Annotated in this window: 16 protein-coding genes and 1 pseudogene; 8 read left to right on the top strand and 9 right to left on the bottom strand. The window is 34.0% G+C overall.

Annotation, left to right across the window (positions count from 1 at the left end):
• Nucleotides 1–2: 2 nt before the first annotated feature.
• The gene (locus HHU12_RS20315) at nucleotides 3–1,142 is read right to left on the bottom strand and encodes a M48 family metallopeptidase (RefSeq protein ID WP_169658573.1); all 1,140 of its coding nucleotides are present in this window, start codon (nucleotides 1,140–1,142) and stop codon (nucleotides 3–5) included.
• A 752-nt stretch (nucleotides 1,143–1,894) separates the two neighbouring features.
• Between HHU12_RS20315 and HHU12_RS20320 the strand changes: the two genes are divergently transcribed.
• The 3 genes from HHU12_RS20320 (at nucleotide 1,895) to HHU12_RS20330 (ending at nucleotide 8,785) form a co-directional block, all read left to right on the top strand.
• Nucleotides 1,895–4,999, top strand: coding sequence for a SusC/RagA family TonB-linked outer membrane protein (locus tag HHU12_RS20320; protein ID WP_169658574.1), 3,105 nt, complete (start codon nucleotides 1,895–1,897; stop codon nucleotides 4,997–4,999).
• Between the two features lie 41 nt (nucleotides 5,000–5,040).
• Nucleotides 5,041–6,603 (top strand): RagB/SusD family nutrient uptake outer membrane protein, encoded by a 1,563-nt coding sequence (locus HHU12_RS20325; RefSeq protein ID WP_169658575.1) that lies wholly within the window; start codon nucleotides 5,041–5,043, stop codon nucleotides 6,601–6,603.
• Between the two features lie 394 nt (nucleotides 6,604–6,997).
• Nucleotides 6,998–8,785, top strand: a complete 1,788-nt coding sequence (locus HHU12_RS20330) for a 7TM diverse intracellular signaling domain-containing protein (RefSeq protein ID WP_240971048.1) — start codon at nucleotides 6,998–7,000, stop codon at nucleotides 8,783–8,785.
• A 485-nt stretch (nucleotides 8,786–9,270) separates the two neighbouring features.
• On the opposite strand, the gene HHU12_RS20335 is transcribed toward HHU12_RS20330, so the two are convergent.
• From HHU12_RS20335 to HHU12_RS20355, 5 genes are all read right to left on the bottom strand, one after another.
• Nucleotides 9,271–12,633 carry a two-component regulator propeller domain-containing protein gene (locus tag HHU12_RS20335; RefSeq protein ID WP_169658577.1) on the bottom strand — a complete coding sequence of 1,121 codons (3,363 nt, stop codon included), beginning with the start codon at nucleotides 12,631–12,633 and terminating at the stop codon, nucleotides 9,271–9,273.
• Between the two features lie 615 nt (nucleotides 12,634–13,248).
• Complete coding sequence (locus HHU12_RS35355) at nucleotides 13,249–14,235, bottom strand: YecA family protein (protein ID WP_240971041.1); 987 nt, start codon at nucleotides 14,233–14,235, stop codon at nucleotides 13,249–13,251.
• A gap of 66 nt (nucleotides 14,236–14,301) precedes the next feature.
• Entirely contained in the window at nucleotides 14,302–14,484 is a 183-nt protein-coding gene (locus HHU12_RS20345; protein ID WP_169658578.1) for a hypothetical protein, read from the bottom strand.
• Between the two features lie 153 nt (nucleotides 14,485–14,637).
• A complete protein-coding gene (locus HHU12_RS20350) occupies nucleotides 14,638–15,174 on the bottom strand; it encodes a hypothetical protein (RefSeq protein ID WP_169658579.1) in 537 nt (178 codons plus the stop codon).
• 30 nt (nucleotides 15,175–15,204) lie between these two features.
• Entirely contained in the window at nucleotides 15,205–15,684 is a 480-nt protein-coding gene (locus HHU12_RS20355; RefSeq protein WP_169658580.1) for a nuclear transport factor 2 family protein, read from the bottom strand.
• Between the two features lie 101 nt (nucleotides 15,685–15,785).
• On the opposite strand from HHU12_RS20355, the gene HHU12_RS20360 reads away from it, so the two are divergent.
• From HHU12_RS20360 to HHU12_RS20375, 4 genes are all read left to right on the top strand, one after another.
• Nucleotides 15,786–16,220, top strand: coding sequence for a winged helix-turn-helix transcriptional regulator (locus HHU12_RS20360; protein WP_169658581.1), 435 nt, complete (start codon nucleotides 15,786–15,788; stop codon nucleotides 16,218–16,220).
• Nucleotides 16,221–16,439: 219 nt separating this feature from the next.
• Entirely contained in the window at nucleotides 16,440–16,931 is a 492-nt protein-coding gene (locus tag HHU12_RS20365) for a hypothetical protein (RefSeq protein WP_169658582.1), read from the top strand.
• Between the two features lie 11 nt (nucleotides 16,932–16,942).
• The gene (locus HHU12_RS20370) at nucleotides 16,943–17,977 is read left to right on the top strand and encodes a bestrophin family protein (protein ID WP_169658583.1); all 1,035 of its coding nucleotides are present in this window, start codon (nucleotides 16,943–16,945) and stop codon (nucleotides 17,975–17,977) included.
• Between the two features lie 304 nt (nucleotides 17,978–18,281).
• Complete coding sequence (locus tag HHU12_RS20375; RefSeq protein ID WP_169658584.1) at nucleotides 18,282–19,502, top strand: BspA family leucine-rich repeat surface protein; 1,221 nt, start codon at nucleotides 18,282–18,284, stop codon at nucleotides 19,500–19,502.
• 222 nt (nucleotides 19,503–19,724) lie between these two features.
• Here HHU12_RS20375 and HHU12_RS20380 read toward each other — a convergent pair whose 3' ends face one another.
• Entirely contained in the window at nucleotides 19,725–21,335 is a 1,611-nt protein-coding gene (locus HHU12_RS20380; protein WP_205959937.1) for a sulfatase family protein, read from the bottom strand.
• Between the two features lie 145 nt (nucleotides 21,336–21,480).
• A complete protein-coding gene (locus HHU12_RS20385; RefSeq protein WP_169658585.1) occupies nucleotides 21,481–23,001 on the bottom strand; it encodes an alpha-L-fucosidase in 1,521 nt (506 codons plus the stop codon).
• 623 nt (nucleotides 23,002–23,624) lie between these two features.
• Here HHU12_RS20385 and HHU12_RS20390 point away from each other — a divergent pair.
• Nucleotides 23,625–25,352 (top strand): hypothetical protein, encoded by a 1,728-nt coding sequence (locus HHU12_RS20390; protein ID WP_169658586.1) that lies wholly within the window; start codon nucleotides 23,625–23,627, stop codon nucleotides 25,350–25,352.
• A gap of 51 nt (nucleotides 25,353–25,403) precedes the next feature.
• Here the strand turns inward: HHU12_RS20390 and HHU12_RS35075 are convergent.
• A pseudogene (locus HHU12_RS35075) lies at nucleotides 25,404–26,137 on the bottom strand (hypothetical protein); the annotation flags it as partial.

Here is a 26,137-nt window from a genome sequence, read left to right on the forward strand (position 1 = left end):
ATTTAATTAGTTGTTAGTAATACACCCTCTTTAAAATCGTCGTAATTCGATTGGAAAGAGATATAGTTATTTTCGTTTATATCTGTGATCTGTTCTTTCAGATCATTTATTCTATCTGGAGTGGTGGGATGTGTAGATACAAATTGAAGCAGACTATCAATCTGAGTCATTTCATGTTTCTCATCCAACATTTCAAAGAATTGAACCATACCTTCTGGATTGATTCTACAATGCTCTAAATATTTAATGCCTTGAGTATCGGCTTCTTTTTCTAAAGTTCTTGAGTAAGCAGTCGTTTGTAATTGAAACAGGGTGCTGGCCAAGGTTCCCATTACAGCAGATCCATCTCCAAAGAATAAATAAACGATACTGAAAAAGCCAATTTTATCAATTGCTCCTCGAACATGATGCCTTTGAGAGACATGAGAGATCTCGTGTGCTATTACTCCAGCCAGTTCATCCCATGAAGAGGTATTCTTTATCAGGCCTGAATTGATCATCACCTTTCCCCCTGGCAATGCAAAAGCATTTATGGCCGCATCTTCCACCAAGTACAATTCGATTTTAAACCCTTCTGCCGCCACTTGATTCATTAAGGGTTGCAATTCATTTTCCAACACCCCAATCAAAGAGTCGCTTTCGATAAAAGTGTATTTCTCTTCGATGGATTCGAAAAGCTCATCACCCAATTGTTCTTCCCAAGAAATGGGCACATTCTGAGCGGCTACTTTTACGATACTGTCTTTAAACAGATAAAAGCAGGTGACAGTCAACACACAGAGACTCAAAAACAAAGCTACTCCTCTATAAAGGTTAGTCAAAGCAAATTTGGTCTCTTTGATATGTTCCCGAAAACGAGGATCACTGATCAAGTAATCGTCTTTGAGAATGGACTTGTCTTTTGTATAGAAGGAAATATCTTTCTCTTTTCTTGATTTGAAAAAGATAAACTGACCAGAGGCTCCTCCAGCTTCAATTTCTAACTCAGCATAAGGAATGGCGTAATAGAAATCGCCTGCTTGGATATCTACTTTCTGAGATCCAAACCGCACGTCTCCTTGCTTTCTTGCTGAAGGTAAATCAGGATGAACCAAGATGGCTTTATAAGAGATAGAATTAGTCTTGTTAGTTATCGTTTGCATTAAATAATTTTTTAATTGAAGCTTAAGTTTGTTATCCCGTTTTTAGTAAGCTTATGATTATAATCACGGAAGCGTAAAGAGTTACATTGTATGAGTTGAAACTTATCCAATTATGCATCCCTATTCATCGAGACATTTGTACTTCTAAGCATATACAAGTTATAGGATAGAATTGATAATTCCTAACACTAGGAATGAAGAAGATAACAACTTACTGTCAACATTTCTGTAAGCTTTTTATGACCTGCTTTCAAGTTCCATTTTTCCATTGATAAAAAACGAAGCAAAAAATCTAAACTTTGAAGGGAAAAGCGATAAGAATTTCATGTATTGAGCCGTTAAAAATGATTTTCCTGTTTGATCTTTTGGGAGTTTAAAATCATTTAGGTGAAAAGAATGGAATTTAGCTTTTGACTTCAAAGCCTTGAATTTTCGAGCCGTTTCAATACCATGAAAGCTCTGTTAGATACAGCACTTGTTATTTTTCTTACCACACAAGTTTATCTGTTAACAAGTGTATACATAGACTTTATTTAAATGATGTCACATCCATAATTGTGCATTTTAATAATCTAAATAAAAAACTCATTATTAGCATTTTACATTTTTACTTAAGCGTTAAACGTACATTTTTTCATATTTTTAAATAAAAGAAAAAAGATCCACCTTTGAGGTGTTCAAGTTACACTAATTAGACGATTAGCTTAAAAACAAACCACTATTTATTACAACTAAAACTATTGATTCAAAGTATGAAACGATTTTTTTTACTAAGTCTTATATCTTTATGGCTTATGAGTACTGCTATTGCTCAAACTAAAGATATATCAGGTAATGTTATTGATGAGCATGGCGAAGGACTTCCTGGTGTTTCTATTCAAATAGAAGGAACAACAAGTGGAGCTATTACAGACTTTAATGGTAATTTCCAATTAAGTTTTGATGAAAAGCATCATAAATTGAAGGTATCGTACATCGGTTATCTTACTCAATTCATTGATGTCAGTACTGTGACCAATGTACAAGTCCAATTGGTTCCAGATGTGGAGGAATTGGATGAATTAGTAATTGTTGGATATGGTGTACAGAAGAAAGCCGTTGTTACGGGTGCAATTGCCTCTGTTAAATCAGATGATATTACATCCACTCCTGTGATGTCTCCAGCACAGGCCATGCAAGGTAGAACCGCCGGTGTTCAAGTACAAACGGTTTCTGGAGCCCCAGGAGCAGGTGTAGATGTGAGAGTGAGAGGAACTGCAACAAATGGAGATAATAGGCCCTTATATATTGTAGATGGGGTACAAATGCAGGATATTGATTTTTTAAACCCTTCAGATATAGAATCTATGGAGGTTTTGAAAGATGCCGCTTCTTCCGCAATTTATGGTTCTAGAGCTGCCAATGGCGTTATCATCATCACTACAAAGGGAGGGAATTCTGGTAAAATGAAGATCAGTTATGATGGTTTTATAGCTATACAACAGCCTACTAATAAAGTTGATTTGCTGAATAGTCAACAATATATGCAACTGCATAATCAGGGCCGGATAAATGATGGACAAGATCCAAAATTCACTGACCATCAAATAGCTAACCCTGCTCACAATACAGATTGGCAAGAAGAAGTTTTTAATGCTGCCCCCATGACAAGTCATAACATCAGTATTAATGGAGGAAGTGAACAATCTACCTATTTATCAAGTCTTGGGTATTATGGTCAACAAGGAATTGTCTCTCCTGACAAGTCTCATTTTGAAAGAATAAACTATAGATTAAACTCCGAGCATAAAATTAATGATAAGGTAAAACTTGGACAAAACTTGACTTATAGCTATTCCAAACAAACAGGGATAAGAGAAAATAATGTTCATGGATCGATACTTCAGAATGTTATGCTTCATGATCCTCTGACACCCGTTTATGTGACTGACCCGAATACCATAGAAGATTATGATAACTACCCTGTCTCACCAGTGAAAGATAGATATGGAAGATATTATGGTATTTCAGAACATGTTACTAACAGTATAGCAAACCCGTTAGCACAAATTGAAAACACATATAATGAAACACAAAGAAACAACTTGCTTGGAAATATTTATTTGTCGGCGGATGTATTCGAAGGACTTACTTTTAAAACTGATTTTGGACTAAAAGTTTCCAGTGTAAATACTAGAACATATGAACCTGAGGCCTATTACAATAGTGGAAACATTATCGATCAATCGGCAATAACACAGTCTAATAGAACTTTTCAGAACTGGCAATGGGAGTCTACATTAGTTTACAATAAGAGTGTTGGATTACATAATTTCTCTGGCTTATTAGGCTTTACTTTGCTTTCAGAAGATCAAATTTGGACTCAAGCCAACAGGAAAAATAATCAAATACCAGGTTGGGATTTTGGATATGTTGGAAATGGAGTTGCTGATGGTTCACAAGCGGCAAATGGTATGAGATATGAACACCGATTAGCTTCTTTCTTTGGTAGAGTAAATTATGATTATGATAATAAATACATGGCAACCCTAGTGTATAGAAGGGATGGATCTTCTCGATTTGGTGCCAATAATCGTTTTGGTAACTTCTTCTCTGTGCAGGCAGGTTGGACCATCTCAAATGAAGATTTCTTGAAGAATAATGAACATATTACATTTTTGAAATTAAGAGGAGGATATGGTCAAACAGGTAATGAAGCCATCGGTGATTTTATGTATTTATCTACAATTGGTGCAACTCCTGCTTATCCATTAGGTGCTAACACGAATACTATTTATAATCCAGGGATGGCAATTACTGCAATGGATAACCCTGATTTAAAATGGGAACAAGTTGAAGAAATTAACATTGGAGTTGATGTTGGTTTATGGCATGATAAGCTAACTTTTACAACAGATATATACAGCAGAACAAGAAAAGGACTCTTGGATTACTTACCTATTCCTTCATTTGTTGGTAAAGGATCACCGGCTGCAAATATTGGTGATGTAAGGAATCAAGGAGTTGAACTGGCATTGACTTACAGAAAAAGTGAAGGAGATTTTAATTATTTCATCACCGCTAATGCGGCATACAATACGAACAAGGTCTTAAATATTGCTAATGATGAAGGCATTATCTTCGGCGATACTTTTTTCCAGCACACAGGACAATCTGCTATGGTAGCTGGAATGCCTTTACCAATATTCTATGGTTTTAAAACGGATGGAATTTTCCAGAATCAAGCGGAGATTGATGCTCATGTCAACGATAAGGGAGAACGTATTCAACCCAATGCACGACCTGGTGATATCCGATATGTAGACTCGAATGGTGATGGAAAAATTGATGCAAATGATAGAACAAATATAGGTTCTCCGGTTCCTGATTGGATTGCAGGTCTTACCGTTGGGTTCAATTATAAAGGATGGGATTTTTCAATGTTCTGGCAAGGTCAATTCGGGGCTCAAATGATCAATGCTGTTCAAAGAAGAGATTTAGCACCGCTTCAAAATTACAATTCAAGATATGCGAATACTTGGAATGGTGAGGGTTCTACAAATTCTTTCCCAAGGATGACTTTCAATGATCCTAACCATAATTATGACTACATCAATGACATGGTTCATATCGAGGATGCGTCCTATTTAAGATTAAAGAATATTCAAGTAGGCTATACTTTTAATGATGAGGTTTTAAACAAGCTAAAGATTAACAGATTAAGGGTTTACTTATCATTGAACAATTTACTCACTTTTACAGATTACTCTGGATTTGACCCTGAATTATCATTTGGAGGTGCTATGGGCGCTGGCTGGGATAAAGGTTCTTACCCACAAGCTATGTCATTTATGTTAGGTACCAATATTTCATTCTAAATACGCAAACAATGAATAACTTTATAAAACTTATATTTTTGATGGGAATTATTTTTACTACTTCATGTTCCCGTTTCTTAGAGCTTTCCCCTAACGATAAAGTAACTGAAGATAACTTTTATAATAATGCTGATGATGCTTATAAGGCATTAATAGGGATTTATGAGAAGTTAAGACATGATCACACCAATATCTATATTCCATTAGCTTTAACAGCAGATGCCATGTCAGACGACCTGTATGTTGGAGGTGGCGGTGCCGCTGATAATATTGGATTAAAACAACTCGGTGCTTTTAGAGGAGATCCTGCCAATATCAATGGGGAAGAAATTTGGAAGAAATGCTATATCGCCATCCAACGTTCAAATACCCTATTAGATAAATATGATGAGATCACTTTTAAAACAAATGAACAGAAAGAGAAGGATAACTATAAAGGTGAAGCTTTATTTTTAAGAGCCCATTTTTATTTTGAATTGGCCCGTTTCTTTGAAAATGTACCGCTCACATTAAAATCAGAAGATCATTTATCTTGGAGGGAATACACTCAGGCATCACCTGAAGTATTATATGCTCAAATCACAACAGATATGCTTGATGCAATACCGCTAATGGCCGAATCTGGGATTATTGAAGGTCGTTTAACTTCTTGGGCTGCAAAAGCTGAATTATTAAAGATGTTTATGTTCTACACAGGTTACTACCAAAAGGATCACCTCCCAAAAAATGATGGCAGTATGTTTACCCATCAGGATGCTATTCAGATGGTTGAAGATTTAATTCATAATTCTGGCCATGGATTATTAAATTCATTTCATGACATTTTCACCTATGATGGTGACTTTTCTAAGGAAGTTGTTTTTGAAATTAGCTTTGGAAACATCAATTCAAATACTTGGGGTATCAACTCCTTAGGAAATATGCAAAGTATGCTAGCAGGGCCTAGAGGATATAGAAGTGATTTATTAAGTAATGGTTGGGGTTTTGGGTTACCGACACATGAACTCATGGATTTATATTCTGATCAGGATAAACGAAAAAAGTCAACATTTATAACTGCCAAAGCACTCATGGAAGATGAATCTGGTAATGGATTAAACCCTAGTTTCACAAATACTGGAGCATTTGGTTATAAATATACTACACACGCCTACCGTGCCAACCCTAGCAACACAGCAATCAATTATGATCAAAATTATCATTATATCCGTTTCTCTGATATTTTACTTATTGGTGCTGAACTGCAACTCACTTCCGATATCAGTAAAGCAACGGACTATGTAAATAGAGTAAGAAATAGAGCAGGACTTGAAAACTTATCATTAGTTACTCTTGATGATATCTATTTAGAAAGAAGGTTAGAATTAGCCATGGAAGGGCACCGCTATTGGGATATCCTCAGAAGAGGTTTTCAATTTGCTCAACAGGAATTAGATGTGGTAAATTATGAAATGAGGCCCAATGAAGAAGAACCTTTATGGGGTGATATTGGAGTGCCATCAGATTTTGAAAAACAGTTTGATGCTGGAAAGAGAGGCTTCTGGCCTATCCCTCAATCTGAATTAGATAAATGTCCTAATTTTAAACAGAATGTAGGATATTAAATTAAAGAAAAAGTAAAACTCATTAATCAATGATATTAATGAGTTTTACACTTTTTTAAGTGTTACCAAGTCAATATCAAACATTTATAACTTTCATCTTTTTATTGCAAAAAGTACCTTTGCATACCATATTTAGCTTAAGTACTAAGACAAAAGAAATGGACATTTTATCTTATCTTTTTTATCCTACTCTTCGTTAGATTTTTATCGCGTAGCTAAGGCTATGCTCTGCAAATCTGCCTCAATTAGAATAAAAAATATTAAACTAAAATTATCCCTTTTCTTCTGTTTTAGTACTTAAACAAGACCAACTTCACCATTATAAATGCAATTCTTATTATCATTCTTATTAACCTTATCATGTTATTTCTTCTTCTTTGATTATGCCTACTCAATGGATCAAAAACATAGGGGTGAATTTTTAATTCCTATTGACAGAATAACACATTACAGTTCTCAAAACCCGAATGAAGGTATTGAAGATGTGAAGTCAAAAGAATTTAGTAAAAGTTCCTACTATGAAAAAATTAAAAAAGGATCAGAAATTCATTGGGTAAAAATTAATATTAAAGCAGAAGACTCCAAATCAAAAAAAAGAGTACTAGAATTGATGGCTTCAAATATTGATTCTATTTCTGTCTATTTTTCCTATGATAATGAACAGAACTATGAATGGATAGGAACCTATACTAAATACACTCAATTTAAAGAACGACCAAGAGATCATAAAAACTTCACTTTCGACATAAAAGATAACGCAGATGTGACAGTTATTATCCGTTATTATAAATCTTATGGGAGAACCTTAATTTATAAAATCAGATCTGAGAATGTATTTAATGCCTACTCTAATAAAGAATACTGTATTCTAGGTATTTTTTATGGTCTGTTTTCCATGATATTACTTTATAATTTTTTGATGGTGACCTACTTTAAAGAGAAGTTTTATTTTTATTATTCACTCTTCTTGCTGAGTTTCATTATCACTTCTCTAGTCAGAGACCGACTAGGGTATCAATATATATGGTATTCTTTTGAGTCTCTTAATATTTATCTAATCAACTGGTCCCCAATACTTTTATTAGTTACATTTATTCTATTTATAAAGTCATATATTAAAATCGAAAAGAGATTAAAAAGAATTAAGCTCTACTTTTTTTTATATGTAATTGTTCTCTGCCTATGGAATAATTTTGTCATCACGCCACAACATCTAGTGATTTGGAATTCATTACTTTTCTATATTCCATTAATTGCAATATTCCTTTATTTGGTCTATTGGTCAGTGTTTGTGAACTCACTTGACAGGTATTTTTGTATTGGGTTATTTTTTGTGATGTGTTCCTTCTATATTCTGGGTACAGAGTCAAATTCTTTTTCAGGAGTCATCAATGAATCAGGTATCATTAACCATTATAGTAGCTATTTATGCATAGTTATAATGATTATTTCTTTTAGTATTTCCCTATTTAAAAAGTTCAATACAATTAAAGTTCAAGAACAAAAAGTACAAGAAGATTTAATCATTTTTTTGAAAGAAAAAGAGCAAACTATTAGCCAAGAAGTAGAAGTTCGCACTCAAGAAATAGAAGAACAAAAACAAATCATTGTCAAGAAAAATGAATCCTTAGAAAATGCAATACAACAGGTATTCCATCAAGCAGAAGAAATCAGAAGGATAAATAATTTGTTAACTGAAAAAAATAAACTGTTAGAAGCCGACAATGTAGACATTAAAGAAAAGATGTCTTCTGGCAGTTATATGTCATTTGATGACTTTAAAAAGTTATATCCTCAAGATGAAAATTGTAGGCAATTAGTTGCAAGTCTGAAATGGGAAAATAAATATCAATGCCCTAAATGTTCAGGTCACTTTTTTACAAATTCAGATAAAGGGAGAAGGTGCAAAAAATGTAATTATATCGAATCCGAAATTGTAAATACAATTTTCAGCAGAGTGAGATTCCCCTTACAAAAGGCCTTTTACATTATGTATTACGTTTTTATCCATAAAGGAGACGTTAATATTAAACAGCTTTCTGATGAAATAGATATTCGTTATAATACTTGTCTTTCATTTGTTAGAAAAGTAAAAACTAATATCGACAAACATCAAAATGAAATCAATTATTATGATGATGATTGGAAAAAACTTATTAAAACAACCATTGATTTTAATTAATAAGTACTGTGACAGAAGAAAAGGGATGATTTTAGTTTAATATTTTTTATTCTAATCAAGGCAGATTTGCAGAGCATAGCCGTAGCTACGCGATAAAAATCTAACGAAGAGTAGGATAAAAAAGATAAGATAAAATATCCATTTCTTTTGTCATAGTACTTACACTAGGCTAAGATTAAAATGGTATTCATTTAATTCTGCTTTCAAAGCAACTACATTTTTACTCATTAATGCTTTTCCCTTCAAGGTCATGGGAAAGCACTACCCAATGAATAGAGTAAAAAGCCCACTGGCGCGAATGTTAAGCGTAAGCGTCATTCGTGCCCTACAGATCATCAGAGATCTCCTGATTTCTAAATACAATAAATAACGTAAACTTAGTTCATAATGTAGCAACGCTAAATGAAAAGATATAGAATCAAAAATGGACACCCTCTTCATTAAAGGGTGCCCATTATTATGATGTTTTAATAAAACAATAACGTTTAGAACTCGATGCCTAAAATAGTTATATCGTCTCTTTGTTCAGTTTGACCTTGGTGATCTTTCATGCTATCGATCAAGGCATTATGCTGATAGGTTAATGACTGACTTACCGTTTGTTCGAGCAAAGTGGTTAGTTTGGTAGAGCCAAATTTCTTTCTCTCGTCGTTACATTGATCAATATAACCGTCTGTCATCAAGAAAACTCTATCACCTTTTTCGATGGATCTTGTATGAACATCAAAACTCTTTTCTACTTTCTTCTTACGGATACCTCCAATCGCAATACGGTTACCGGTAATTTTCTCTAGCTCGCCTTTTTCTCTATTGAAATAGAAAATAAAACTTTTTGCTCCTGAGAAATGTAATTTACTTTTTCCATCAACGAATGGATCAATACGCATCACAGACAAATCCATACCGTCTTTGTTGTTTGACTTTTCTTGTTTTAAAGCCGACTTAATTCCTAAGTCCAACTCTTTTAAAATCAAGTCCGGTTCGTGAATATTGTTTTCGTTGACGATTTTTGAAAGCAAGTTGGTACCAATCATTGACATCAATGCACCAGGTACACCGTGTCCTGTACAGTCCACACAAGCAACAAATAATGTATCTCCTGCTTTTTTACTGATCCAATAGAAATCGCCTGATACAATATCTTTGGGCTGGAAAATTGCGAAGAAGTCGCTGAAGTTAGAATAAATAAGGTCTTTTTCCGGTAAGATGGCTTGTTGCATCGTTTCCGCATAACGAATACTATCCGTCACTTTTTTATTCTTTCTCGTAATATCTAAATTGGCTTCTTGTACTTGTTCGATTAGTTTAGAAACCTCTTCATTTTTATCGTAAAGTGCTTGATTTCTTTCAGAGATAATCAAGTTTGTTTCAGACAAGTGGTCTCTTTGAATTTCCAGCTCCTCTGCTTGTTGCTGTAACTCTTCCGCTTGTTGTTGAATTTCGTCAGCCTGAGTTTTAATTTCAATTGTTCTTTCTTCTACTTTCTGCTCTAACTCTACTTGCTGTGCTTGTAATTGCTTTACTCTCACTCTATACCCTAATGCGACTAATGCGATTAAGCCAAGTAAAATAAGCAATTGAACAATTGGACGTTCATACCAAAAAGGAAGTTTGATAATGGTCACTTTTGCGGAGTTTGTATTCCACACTTGATCATTGTTACAAGAAATCACTTCAAACTGATATTTACCCGGAGGAATATTGGTATAAAATGCTTTTCTTGATGAACGGCTATCAATCCATTCCTCATCATAACCCGTCAATTTGTATTTGAAGGCAACTACCTCAGGAGCGACAAAACTTAAACCTGTAAATTTAATTTCAAGACGTTCATTTCCTGCAGGAATCGTCACTTCATTGGATTTCTTGAAATCTTGCTCTTCATTATTAATGTAGACCTCATTGATCAATACATTTGGAGGGAAAGGATTGACGTATAAGTTTTCTGGATTCACTACAACAATACCTCCTAACGTTGGAAACCAGATTTCACCATTTTCTCTTTTTAGTGAGACACCATTGGCAGTAGCATCATTCGACGCTAAACCATCATTGTGGTTGTATAATTTAATTTCTGTATTTTCTTTTTCTCCAGAACGAATAGCCAATAAATCACGCTTAGAAACAGTATAAATACCATTATTACAGGTCACCCAAAACGTTTGGTTTTTATCTTCTACCAAATCAAAAACAGTGGTGGTAATACCAATTACTTTGTTGCCAAATTCAAAAACACTTCCGTCTTTATAGCAGAAAATACCATTGTTTGTTCCGTACCAAATCGTCCCCTCTTTATCTTCATATACTTTAAATACAATCTGATTTTTCAAATTATTTTTCTTCATGAAGTTCTCAAACTTCCCATCTTTATAGGTCGTCATCCCTTCACGAGTACATATCCACAATTGATTTTGGCTGTCCTCGTACATCGACAGAATAAAATTGTCGATCAAACCATCTTTCATAAAGAACTTCTCAATAGAGCCATCTGGATGAATTACGTTTAAGCCATTGGCTGTACCTACCCAGATATTATTTTGATGGTCTTCCAAAACCTGACGAGCATAATCATTCGATAAACCGCTTGCCGTAGTCAGTACCGTTGTAGTGTGTCCTTGATCAGTACTTTTGATTAATCCCTTTTTAGAACAAACCCACATCACACCTTTGCTATCTACAAATGCATCTTTCACCACTGGTGTGATCAAGTGCTTGGTGATACGGTGCGTGAAGAAATCTCCATCTTTGTAAATACTAATTCCCTCATCAGTACCCACAATAAACTCGCCTTCATGATGTCCTTTTCTGATAGAATAAATCACATCATCAATCACCCCTTGTTCCTCTTGGTAAGTGATGAACTTTCCGCGGTTTAATAAGTAAATACCCGAATGATAAGTGGAAACCCAAATACTTCCCTCATGATCTTCCGTTATATCAAGCACAATATGCTTATCGATCTTATCATTTTTGACGATATGACTAATGTTGCCATCAAAAAACTTAGACAATCCCGATTCTGTACCAATCCATAAGGCACCAAACTGATCTTCATAAAGTGCCGTTACATGTTTGTTGGGCAGTTGATTTTGAAGCGGGAAAGGCTGTACTTTCTCATTTTGATCTATAAAAAACAATCCCTCTTTTGTACCTACCCAAAGCTTACCTGTGGCAGATTTAAAAACCGCGTTGATTTGATTGGAGGTGAAGTTTGAATTGCGCTTATTGAAATTGATTAATTTATTATCCGCTACCCCATACAGACCTTTTGTATTTGTACCTACCCAAAGCACATCATTCTTGCTTGAATAAATGGTTGAAATATGCGTATTCTGTAATTCTGGAGTAATGCCTTCTGTGATGAATTTATTTTCATGAGGAGCATAGAAGGCCAATCCGTTGGAGGTTCCCACCCAAATCTTGCCCTCTTGATCTTTACTGATAGAGGCAATAATATTACTTGGAAGCCCTTCTTGTGTTCGGAAAGAACTCCAATCTTCATCCGTTTCTTTACTCAAACCTCCTTGAGTACCGATCCACAACGTATCTTTATCTTCAAGCATGGCCTGAAAAACTCTACCGTGTATCTCTTTGGTATTGGATGGCGTAAAAAATGTCTTCTGAACCCCATCGAATTGTATTAACCCGTTGTACGTTCCGATCCAAATGTATTTATCATTAGTTTGCTTTACAAATAAAGCACCGTTGTTAGGTAACCCGTCCTTGTCAGTGTACACCTTCATCTTATATTGAGAAAGTGACAACTGGGAGGTGTTCCTAAGTTGTGCTTTTAAAGAATTGGATAAAATAAATAAAAGTAGAAAAATACTTACGATCTTATTTTTCATAAAGTAGTTTACCGAAAGTCAAAAAATATGAAAGTTTAAAAGTATTTTTTAGCATACAATAATGATGTCCATTTTTTCGATTATTAATTTCATAGACATTTGTTAACACATAAACTGATATTTCTAAAAGAAGAAAAAGTATCAAACACTAATTAATGCCTTAATGGAGATAAAAACTTAACAAGTGGGGCTTCTATTAGATTTCTTAAGGTGGGTAATTCTGATCTATTTCCAATCAGTAAAAGATGTTTTTATAAGCTTTCAGAGTGCTCCTCTTAATTTTGTCTTCACTCAAAAATGAAAAGGAAGTAAGTTGACAAATACTCAGCTCACAACATAATTCACGATGTTAACCACCCTATTTTTTAGTGAGATTATTGATCTTTTCTAATTCAATATAGAGTGTTTTAAGGACATAAATCAGCACATTCTTTTGAGGATTGCTTTGCCATAATTTTCAATATATAAAATTTTAAAATTACGGACAGGGTTTATTTTATACTCTAAATTCACGCTCACACTCAACACCTGAAATAAGAAATCTTGTTTGCACCACAGTTCTAACTATGGTGCAAACAAGATCAACTTTCTTTTAATAGAGAAAACAGGAAGGTGTTACATACAACACTTCTTATACTTTTTCCCACTCCCACACGGACAAGGATCATTTCTTCCTACTTTAGGTTCATCAGATAATGATTTCTCATACAAGTAAGCATTCATTATCTCTTCCGCTTCTTCTTCTCCATCTAAACCTAGTTCCCTTTCAAGGCCCGAAAGATCAAACATTTTATCATCAGGATCATAGGTTTCTTCTAATTCAAGGTAGGTTACTTTTACGACGTCTATAATAAAGTTTTCTTCCTTCAATGCAAACCCTTCTGAAAAGGTCTGATATTCTTCATAATCACCACAAAACGACTCATCTATTCTGTCAGCATCGTATAGTTTCTTTATGTAAGGCTCTAATTCATGTAAATTTGCATTTTCAATTTCACCTAAGATCATCGCGTTTAGAGAGGGATCTATCACCTTTGAATCTGTTGACGTTAGATATTCATGCAATACTTCATCCATAAAGTTTAGTAGCTCCTCTCTACGTTCTGGTTGATAAACAGCTATTGCACACATCCCTCTAACCATAGAAGATTTTGCAAATGATGATTGCAGAGGAGACACTAAAAATTCTTTTACTAATGCTAAATCATTGTTCAGCATTTTGTAACATACATTATAAAAATCTACTATCTCTTCTAATAAATAAAAGTCAATGAACTCTTCAGATTGAGCATATAATTTTAGTAATAACTCTTTTCCTCTTTCAGGAGCCATCTCTCCTAAAATTTGAAGCCCATGGTAAACAATTCCTATTTCTTTTGGATCCTCTGCATCTTCGTATATATTTCTAAAGTAAGTATAGCGTGATAGTCCATCTTCAACTCCTTTAACAAGGTCTTCTATTAGAGTATCATAGGGTAATTTTTGGATATCTTTTATGGTAAAATAATCCATATCCAAAAACCTCACGTACAACTCTTCCATTTCTTTTGGATGGTGAAAATCAGGTAATCCCTTTAGTATTTGTTTTTCTATATCCTTCATAATTAATAGTTAAAAGCTTCTTTTTTTCAGTTTAACTGAGTAATAACAGTCAAATATGGCTAATTTTTATAACCTTCTCAACAATAACTCCGGCATTACTATTTTCACTTCTTTTTCATGTTCTTCTGACCACCAATAAATAATATAACTCACTTTCGCTTTTGCTATGGCATATCCTTTTTGAGATAGCTTTTGAAGCTCCTCTTTAAATGCTTTGGAGAATTTTAAGATGGGATTTCCAGAAAACATTTAAGATAAATTACATTACCTCCCAACTTAAACATCGGCAGCTATAACAAGAACAATATCCTTTTATTCCAACCACAAAAAAATGCTTCCAATTTCCCCCATTCTATTCAAAGGAAAATCAGAAGCATTTCTTCTTTGGAAGTTTGTACTATCTCAAACCTCTTCCAGCATAAATACGCCTGCAAGTGCTTTTCTTTCAATATCTTTAGCGAAGAGCGGTGTTTCTTCATTGATATGAAGTTGGAAAGGTGTTTCCTGAGGATCAATGTCTTTTGTTAGCTCGTGAGTAGCTTCGATAAATTTTTCATTTTCAGTTTCTGAAATCACTTTACAAGTAAGCAGACTGGTGTCCTCATCTATTTTTTCAACTGTCAACTCCCAAGTGATTTGTAATAGTATATAGTTGACATCATCCAACCATAGTGTGGTATTGGGTGAGACTGTCAATACTCTGTGCTTTTCAGAAATTGTTTCTATGTAGTGCTGAACCATAAAGTAACCCGCTACATTTTCTACATTCATAGACACCCTTTTTCCGGAAGGCAATTGTCCTTGTGCCGCACTTTGATGTCCAGATGAACAGGCGGCATATTCTTCAGATGTAATCGTAAAAAGCCATTCTGAAATGTTGATACTTTCAATGTTCGCGTTAATAATGGCTTGTGATGTTGCTTCTCCTAGTTTTGTCATGATGTTATTAATTTGAAGAGAGTGAATGGTTTAGAAATAAGTGTTCTCGTTTTTGAATTTTCCGCCAACCATCCAGAAATAGAATCTCATTTGACCGTGAATAGGCTGTACAGCATCCCAATGTTCTGTGATTTGACCGTCTTCTACTTTCCATACATCTATGATATTCAAACCTTTTTGAGGATTTCCTCTATGCTTTTTATCATTTGTTGCATGAGAGTGGACTGTTACGTGTTCACCATCTACATAAATATGTTTTACGTCATACATATAATCAGGGTATGTTTTCGCGAAATTTGAAACCACTTCCAATACTCCTTCTAAGCCATCTACCATACTTTGATTGTGTTGCTTATAAGGGTGACTTCCATAAGTATTCTTGATGTATTCAAAATCATGATCATTCATCAAGTGCTGCACAAAGTCAACTACGATCGTTGCGTTTTCTACTTCTTGTGCTGTCCATGTTGACTTTTGATACTGCTGTAAATCAATTTTTAACGTTTCCATTTTAAACTTTATTAAAAGGTTTTTCAATAAATAATCTTTAACTTGCGTTTTGCAATCTATCACAAACATAAAGCATTAACTTGCATTTTACAAGCTATAAAATGAAAAAAGATGAATTAAGATCAGAATGTCCTATCAATTATGCCCTGGAATACCTTGGGGATAAGTGGACATTACTGGTAATTAGAGACCTTGTTTTTGAAGGAAAAAAATTCTTTAAAGAGATCCTGAATTCGAAGGAAGGCATAGCTACAAATATCCTTACAGACCGTTTAAAACGACTTGAAAGTTTGGGCATTGTGGAGTCACATCCTTATGAAAAACAAAGAAAATTTAAAGTTTACTCACTGACAGATAAGGGGATAGACTTAATCCCACTATTATTGGAACTTATACTCTGGTCTGCTAAACATAAGGATGGCTTAAATGTGAGTGCTGAATTTATTGAACTCGTGAAAAAGGATAAAGAAGGAGTTATCAAAGCGATTACAGAGAGTGTCGGGACTAATAAATTTAGTGCTAACCGAGAGGCTTAAGATCAGTTGATTTTTTTGAAAAAGTTTTTTTTAAAATCACGATTAGAAAAGCATTTAGTTTTTTATAGTGGTTAATGAGTGGACGTTGTTTTGAAACGTCTATTCATTAACTGCTTTCTCTTAGTAGAATGTATTCGACAATAATTTGAGTAATGGAGTTTTTTTTATAATTTAAATACGTCGGGCTTTTAAAGTTTGCTACAAATCAAAAAAACTACTATGAAACTACTTGAACACACAACAACCTGGGCCAAAGGCGATATTTATCAAGGAAAGGTGATGTTATGCGTAGGTGCTCTATTTCTAATTGCTGTTATAATGATTCTGAGAAGTAATCATGAATTATTAAAAGGCACTTTGATTCCCTTTTCACTGGCTATTGTAATGTTACTAGGCTATGGAGGTTTTCTAACTTTTACCAGAAATGGGCACATCACTCAGGTGGAGTCCGTTTATAATGAAAGTAAAATGAAAGCAATAGAACAAGAATATGCAAAAGCCAAAAAAGACCATGAAGCCTATTCAAAATTAAAACCAGTATGGGCATTATTGATTGTCATTGCATTGGGATTATTTTTTTTGTTTAAAACAGATTATCTCAAAGGTTTAGCTCTTGGGTTTATTGGCCTTTTCTTTATTGCTTTAGTGATAGACACAAACCTACACTACAGATTACAACCCTATTTTGAATTACTAAACAGCTTCTCTTAAAAAAACAGTTTATGATTACTTCAAAAGGTATTGGATTAAAAAGATTAATACAATGGTCTGGCCTACATATGCTTTGGCTTCTACTTTTCATGGCCTTTATGGCCTCTCTGTACCATTTTAAAATTATTGAATTTAGGATTCCCTGGTTACCGATTTCTGTAATAGGAACAGCTGTTGCCTTTTATGTTGGTTTTAAAAACAATCAGGCTTATAGCCGAATGTGGGAAGCACGTAAGATATGGGGAGGTATTATAAATGATAGCAGGACATGGGGAATGATGGTTGATGGATTTATAACCAATCAGTTTACTAATGAAAAGGTAAGTGAAAACGAAATAAAAGCCATCAAAAAAAGATTAATTTACCGTCATATAGGATGGCTTTACGCCCATCGAAGTCAACTTTTAGTGGCTACACAATGGGAGCATTCAAGTCAAAAAGGTCATATTGGAAATACTGCTAAGTATTTTCAGAAAAATTTTGGAGTGGGACTGGTAGATGATGAAGTGACGAAATCGGAACTAAAAAACTTTTTACCTTTAAGCGAATATGAAAGGTTGACTAATTATGTCAATACTGCCACACAAATTATCAATGAACAGTCACGCGAATTAACACAGCTAAGGGCATCTGACTTGATTGAAGATTTTAGACATATGGAAATGATGAAAATACTTTCCAGTTTCTATACTTTACAAGGTAAAAATGAAAGGATAAAGAAGTTTCCTTTGCCTCGTCAATATGCCAATATGAGTAGGTATTTTGTAACAATTCTGATTTTCTTACTCCCTTTCAGTATGATACCTGAATTAATGAAATTAGGCAGTTGGGGCATTTGGATATCTGTTCCTATTTCAGCTTTAATAGGTTGGGTTTATGTAATGATGGAAATTGTGGGAGATTATTCAGAAAATCCATTTCAAGGTATGGCCAATGATATACCGATGTTATCTCTTTGTAGAGTGATAGAAATAGACCTACTACAAATGCTTGGTGAAAAAGATTTACCTGCACCTATTCAAGCTAAAAATGATATCTTGATGTAAAATTTCCGTTTACTTATTTAATAACCTTATTCAGTAAAATAAGGTTATTAAATAGGTTTTCATCAACACAACTAACCTTCGAAAAACTAAATATTTTTTCTCCTTTCAAATTAACTCGAAGTAATATAAGTATTTGAGGCCAAGAAATAAGTAGATTAAAGGATAGACCCTTGTTAAGTTTTATTAACAACGTTATTTGGTGGCAAAAAAAATAATCCAAAGTCTAATAAATAGATAACACACTGACTTTCAATAATAATTAAATCTAACAAGCGGTATTACCCAAAATTAAAACTAATGGATTATGAAGAATATCATTTACTTATTTTTGCTCCTATCATCCAATACTGTTTTTGCACAAGAGTGTGAATCTGATTTTATTATTGTCGTGGATCAAGAACTTTCGCCTATTACTTTTAGAGTCAATACTAATTCATCCTTCTATATCGACTGGAGCAATGATGGTCATTGGGTAGAAGTGACTACCAATGGAATGGAAACGATTGAACATCATTTTACAGGATCTATTGATACAATCCGCATAAGAGGAGAATTAAATCATTTCAATGCTCCGCAAAGCATTATTGATGTAGCACAATGGGGACATACTAATTTCACCTCATTCCAAAATGCCTTTTACCACTGTACGAATCTTATTGCTTTTTCGGCAAAAGACACACCTGATTTATCCTCTGTATCAATTATGTGGGCGGCTTTTGCTCGAGCTACACACTTTAATGGTGACTTAAGTAAATGGAATATGTCTTCAGTGACTGATATGGGATGGATGTTTTCTGGTGCAAGTAGTTTTAATGGGGACCTTAGTAAATGGGATGTGTCTTCTGTAACAGATATGCCCATGATGTTTGAAGAAGCATTGAGTTTTAACGGTGATATCAGCAATTGGGACGTCTCATCTGTAGAATATATGTCGTGGATGTTTTATGGGGCCGTTACATTTAATAGTGATATTAGTTTATGGGATGTTTCATCAGTAGTAGATATGAGTGGGATGTTTCATAGAGCTAAAAGTTTTAAAGGAGACTTAAGTAAATGGGATGTAACATCCGTATATGCTTTGCGGTCTTTCCTTCTTGATACAAATTACCCAAGCGATAAATATGATGATCTATTAAATAGTTGGAGTCAATTAGACCTGGTAAAGTACCTTGAGATAGATATATCGGCTACTTACTGTAAAGGTGAGGCAGGTAGACAAAAGATAGTGAGCGAGCATGGCTGGGAAATATATGACCATGGGAAATCTTGCCCTAATTCTATAGATTTTGTTCAATACAATGTAAATAATGCGAACAATCAGAAAACAAAAATAGAAATATCAGGAAGGGTAAATTGGAAACTATACGACTTCAATGGACAATTAATTGAATTTGGTTCGTTGAATTTAAAACCTGGAGAAGAATTAAAATGGTGGGAACTTCAAAAGAAATATCATACTGCGAGTATACTAAGACTTCATGATAGTTCAGGGAAAATATCTGTAATTAAATTTAGTAAAGTATAAATGCACTATCAACTAGGTTTTCACCAACTTCTAATTAAATTTTCTGTGCTATGTTATGCTTTAAAGTAGAGGATAGCACTACTCTCACACTTGCTGGCACTAATGTTAACCTACTGTATCATTCATGACTTTTAGATTATCAGAAATCTTCTGATGTATAAAAAAGCATGAAAAAATACCCTCTCAAAAAGTAAAACACTACTTAAAGAGAGGGTATTTTTCTTATTCAGATAACGTTTTTGTATCCCAATATTTCTCCACTATCGCTTGAATTTCCGGATAGTTTTCATCTGTCTCATTCAAGTCTTCTCTTTGTTGTTTTAATTCTGATTTCAACTTTGCAATAATATCCTGGTATTCTGGATCATCGTAGCGGTTATGCAATTCCTCTGGATCATTTTTAAGGTCATAGAATTCCCAAGTGTGAGGCGTTTCTCTTTCGATACCATAATATTGTTTTGCCCAGTAATGTTTTGCGTACTCTGATTCTGGTAAATAGTGCTTTCCATAATAGAATACTAACTTATAATCTTTGGTACGTAAACCGAAATGAGCCGGTACGTAATGATGAATGATATGCATCCAATAACGGTAGTAAGTTGACGTTCTCCAACCCTTCTCTTCTTTTCCTTTTAGCGTCCTTGCAAAGCTTCTTCCTTGCATGTACTCAGGTGCTTTTCCTCCTGCCATTTCTATTAATGTTGGAGCAAAATCTGTATTGTTAATTAAAAGATCGGCTTCCTTCCCTTCTTTAATCATTTTAGGATAATGTACGATAAATGGCATACGCATAGACTCTTCATAAATCCATCGTTTATCTTGCAAATCGTGCTCACCCAACATCATTCCTTGATCTGCCGTGTAAACAATGATAGTATTTTCCCAAAGGCCTTCTTTCTTTAAGTAATCAAATAAACGACCTAAGTTATCGTCCACTCCTTTTACACAACGCAAGTATCTTTTCAAATAATCTTGATAAGCAACGTGTGCCGACTGTTGCCCTTTTAGAGAATCCTCATGGAAAAATTTATTATAATTTCTATACATATGACGGTCAGAAACCGAAGTACCAATATAGTTTGTCAAAGAATCATTGGCTCCTCTTGTGCCTTCCGATCCCCAATTGGGTTGATAATATAGACTTGAAGGCTCTGGAATTTCAGTATCCGCTAAATAGTCTTCGTAACGAGGTGCATATTCAAAGAAATCGTGTGGTGCTTTGTAATGATGCATTAAGAAAAATGGCTTATTCTTATCTCTATTTTCTAAATATTCGATCGTCACATCCGTAATTACATCACTTGAGTGTCCTTCCGTTTTCACTTTATTTTTTGGCCACTCTCCTTTTCCCTTTTCATGGAATGAAGGATTGAAATATTTTCCTTGGCCAGGTAACACTTTATAATAATCAAAAGCAGTTGGTTCAATATGCAAATGCCACTTTCCAATTATCGCAGTACTGTACCCCAACTTTTTCATTTCTTTTGGTAAATATTGCTTTTCCGGCTCTAAGCGAATATCCAAGTCCAATACACCATTTGTCTGAGGGTACTGACCAGTGATAATTGATGCTCTACTTGGTGTACAAATAGAGTTATTACAAAAAGCATTGCTAAAACGAATTCCTTCGTCTGCCAGCTTATCTAAATTGGGTGTTGGGTTTAATGATGATAATCGTCCACCGTAAGCACCGATAGCGTGTGCGGCATGATCATCTGACATAATGTAAATGATATTGGGTTGTTTTTTTTGAGCAAAAGAAATTGCTGAAGACAACAAGAATGCGAGTAACATTCCTGTTTTTGTGAGTAGTTGAAGATTAAATATTTTCATTTCTGTTTTAATATAATGTCTATTTCTAATGTTAATGATGCTCAGCTTGGTTTGAGCTATTAGTTTATATAATAAATATCATGGATTGTAATATGGTTCGTGAGAACGTTGCAATGCAATATCCTAACGAACCATATCATAAGTATTATTTATTTTCTTTAAAATTGATCTTAAATACATAAGCAAAATCACATGGCTTATCTTTAGGAAGCGTTACATTCAATGCTTCTTCCGTTCTTTCCCATTTTAATTTCCCTTTGTGGCCAATCAATTCTATATCTTTTACTTTCGAATTATATGCAATTAAACCTAATGATTTGATAGGCAATACTCCTGATTCAGGCCAGCCTAATGCAATAGCATATAACTGATCTCCTTTTGTTGTGAAACGGATATCTTCAGCTCCAAAACCATCAAATTTTTGATCGGCTAAGTGACCACTTTTCGTTTTCGTTGGGCCTTCTCCAAAAATCAACCAAGGACGGCTATCGTAAATTGCTTCTCCATTTAACTTTAACCATGCTCCCATTTCCAACAAACGTTCTTTTTGTTCTTGAGGGATTGTACCATCAGGATGTGGTGCAACGTTTAGTAATAGACAACCATTTTTACTGACAATATCCACAAGGTCATCAATTAAACGGTTCGTAGGATAACATTTTAAGTCTGATGCATAAGACCAAGAAGATTTTGAAATAGATGTATCCGTTAACCATGGATCAGGATAGATATCCGGCATGCGTTCACGCTCCAAATCTACTGTTCCAACACCCAATGGGAAGTCAGGACGCTTAAATGTAAATACTCTTTCTATATTATTTTGAGCACTGTGATTATGTACATAAGCCACCATTTGCTTTCTGATACCTTCTGATAAAATTCTAACTCTGTTATCAAACCAAAGTAAATCTGGTGAATAGCCATCCACTACTTCTTTTACTTTTTCTAGCCAAATTCTTTCAAACTCAGGGCTAGGCATTGGGTAAGACCCTTTTTCATCACCAATCTTAAGAAGACGAGAAGTTTCAGGAATTTTTGGTCCATATAAACCTGCAAATTCTGGATTAGCACAATCCGTATTTTCATCCCAAGTGGGATACCAACCCCAAAGCCAAGAGTGATGCAGACTGACCACGTATTTCATTCCTCTCTTCTTTACCGCTTTTTTCATCTCCGCAACCACGTCGATCTTCGGGCCCATTTTTACCGAGTTCCAAGGGTTCACTTTAGAATCCCACATTGAAAAACCGTCAGCATGTTCTCCCGCCGGTCCTGCAAACTGTGCCCCTGCTTTTTGGAACAATTCAGCCCACTCATCTGCATTAAATTTCTCACCAGTCAGTTTCGGCACTAAATCTTTATAGCCAAATTCTTTCTGATCTCCGTACGTTTCTTTATGGAATTTGTAATTCGGGTGCCAATCATTGTACATGTTTCTTCCGTACCAATCTGAATTACCCGTGGCCATAGAAGCCGAGTAAACACCCCAGTGAGTATATATACCAAACTTGGCATTTCTAAACCATTCAGGACACTCGTATTGACTCAATGATTCCCAATTCGGCTCAAAGTGTTTTTTAGCTTCTTTAGGTTGCTCTTGTTGTTTATTGCATGCTCCTATGAACAGTGCAAAGACAAATAGTGTAATTAATCTAATTCGATTCATTTCTATCGTTATATTCATTAATCTAGTGAAGTGCTAGGACAGAAGTCCAATAAGCTAGTCTATATTGATTTGCTGAATAAACTAAGTCAATTTTAAGGAAACGGAAGTGTGGTAAAAAAATTACACCCCACTTAATATTAAAATTTACACTCTTATAGACTTGAATTTCTATTGTAAAAGGTTGTAAAATCTATTACAACGGACTTATAAAAGGCTTTTTCAATGTTTTTTAAGGATAGACTTTGTATAGACAACAGGTATTATGAGGAAATAGATTACAATAATCCCGTTTATAATAGATGCAGAAAAAAGAGATCAAAAATATGTACCATATCTTCATTCCTAGTTGATTAAAAATAATACACTTTTCTCCAGATGATTAATACAAAAATCAACGAATAAGAAAAGGTTATGTTATTATGTTACTTGATTTTATTTAAAGGACAAGTGTATAAATTATATATAGTCGTTTGAAATTGGGAGTGTCTGATTTTTGATGACTTTTTATTATCATTCTAAATAATATATTCTCAGAATAAAATCCCACAATCTCTCCTTACATTAACAGAATAATTGTTAATTTTGTTAACACAATGATTTTTCACTTAGCTACATTAACAAATATGCAAACATTTATTACAACAATTCTCATCTTACTATTACTAACCAGCAGTGCTTTCTCTCAAAGTCAAAACGACTCAACTGCAACAGCTGATTCTACCAAGGACGCAACTGCAAGAAAAATAGCTCAAGAAAACAAAGAGACTATTGAGCTTTTAAAACAGTACATCAATGAAAGTTATCTAGACACTGTTGGTTACTTATATTTTTACGATAATTTCCAAGTCCAAAAAGATAGAGAAGTAATAAACCGTGATTCTGTAAAACTTTCGATCAATAATTTTGATATACTTATCAATACTAATAAGGATCATATACAACTTAAAGAAGATACAATTTCACTTGATATCTTTACCAGAAATGACACTATGATAATTAAACATAAAAAGGATACTTTAACAACTTTACGCATCCATTCTATAGATAATGAAGAGCATAAGGGTCATTTCTTCAAACCAAGAGCATATGAAAGAAAAATCAACCTAAAGATTTTAAACGATAACGATTCAACTGACGATTACAAATTAGAATATCCAATTTATGACATTCGTTCAAATAGTACCATCCCAGAACAACTAGATTGGTTATTATTAAAAGTTGGAGGTAGTACATTAAAAATTAGATTCAGAGAATTTAAATCAAAAACTAGAACATATTATAGAAAATCAACACATGTAGAAGTCAATGAAGATGGGATATTATTTGTGAAAATAATTACACATGATTATAATACTTTTAGTAGTGGTCCAATCAACTTAAAACAGGAAAACAGGTTAAATAAGTTAGAGTTTTATAATAAAAAAGAAAAAGAAACGGTAAAGTTTTATGATGTAATTAACTGGATGCCTAAGTCAGAAAATGTGATGTATAGACCGGGTAAAGGCAACTATGATATTGAAGGGTTTAAAAGTAAATTACCTCTTCATAAAGGTGTTTCCCTAGATCATTACCTTGATGTTAGAATTTTCACAGATGCTTTAGGTTTAATTGGGCAAGCTGATAATGGATTAGTAGATACCGAGCTGTCAATGCCATTTCCATTATTCAATGACATTATACCCTCAAAAAAGCGACGAACTTACTTGAAGTTCCTAAGTCGAATAGAATTTAACGGAAGATTTTCACTACTTGATAGTTCTTCAAGATATGCCAATATCGATACGGTTTCCTTTATAAATGGCACTGATACTTCCTCTGTTTTTAGAGTTAATAATAAACTGAAAGTGAAACAGCAATCGTTCTTGGAACTTTCTGCCCAATTGAATCTTATCAAGTGGAAAGTTCATAATAATACATTTGAGATAAATGGTGGCTTTAATTATTATTTAACAGACACCAGAAATACATTCACAGGTGATGTTGGTAGAATTTCCTCCTCAAGTTTAAATCTCAATTTCCATTATTTACTTCAAGCCTATACTAATTATGGACTAGAAGTTTCTGGTGGATATGAATGGCAATATATCAATGATCCAAAATTCTTTGAAGCCAGAAATGATCAAAGATTAGTAAATATTGGAATTGAATTATTCTATAACCCTAAAAGCAACACACAAAAGAGAGTGTTTTTAAGGTTTATGTATTCAAGAGCTGAACTAACAGAAAACCCTCTGTACTATTATGGTACACCAAATGAAGTGTTAGCCAATGATGCTAAAAATTACCAAGACCAATTTGTCAAGTTTCAAATTGGTTATAAAACAGGTATTAAGATCTTTTCAAAGAAGTAGCCCCTCCCTAATTAATAAACGGAATCATCATTCATTTGGGTAGGTAACTATTTAAGTGTTGTTATACCACCTATCTATTAATATTTGTTCTTTTTTAGATGGACGTCCTTTCTTTTTAGGGGGCGTCCATTTTTTTATCGACCTATGTATTAAAGTCAGTTCTTCAAAGGTAAGTTTCTGATTTACAATGCCAGAAGCTTGTGCGGGTGTTTTCTTTAATGATTGATGCACTCTGCAGAAGTTGTAAAAACCACCGAAAAGATATAACCACTTTTCTGACAAGCTAGTATTTTTGACCACTGATCTACTTCTTCGTGTGAAAGTATGTATACTGCTTCTCATTGTCGCATTAAATCTTTCAATAAAAGCAGTATGAATTACCCCTTTATTATTTAATTTCTTCATCAGAAAGGGGATTGCTTTTGGGGTACCCAAAGCAATGTTGCAATGATTAACACCATAGCATAAATAACGCTTTCCTTTTCGAACATAGTTTTTGATACATTGTACTAACACTATATTTATAGGAAAGCAATAGGAAGACCTTCCTGTTTTACCATTTCGGGGAATTTTCTTATGAAAATGTTTTCTTATACCTGTTTTGTAACTACTTAATCCATCTGTCGCAATAAGTAACAACTTTTTATGATCACAACATTTTGATACTAAACTGCATAAGTTATCAATTAAAGAGGCATTCCTACTTGTACTGACATGACCTCCTAGCCATAACTTATAAGTTGATGATAATGCACTTGTTACCCAATGTTTTCCTCCAGGAGCAG

The organism is Flammeovirga aprica JL-4 (assembly GCF_012844305.1).
Classification (GTDB): domain Bacteria; phylum Bacteroidota; class Bacteroidia; order Cytophagales; family Flammeovirgaceae; genus Flammeovirga; species Flammeovirga aprica.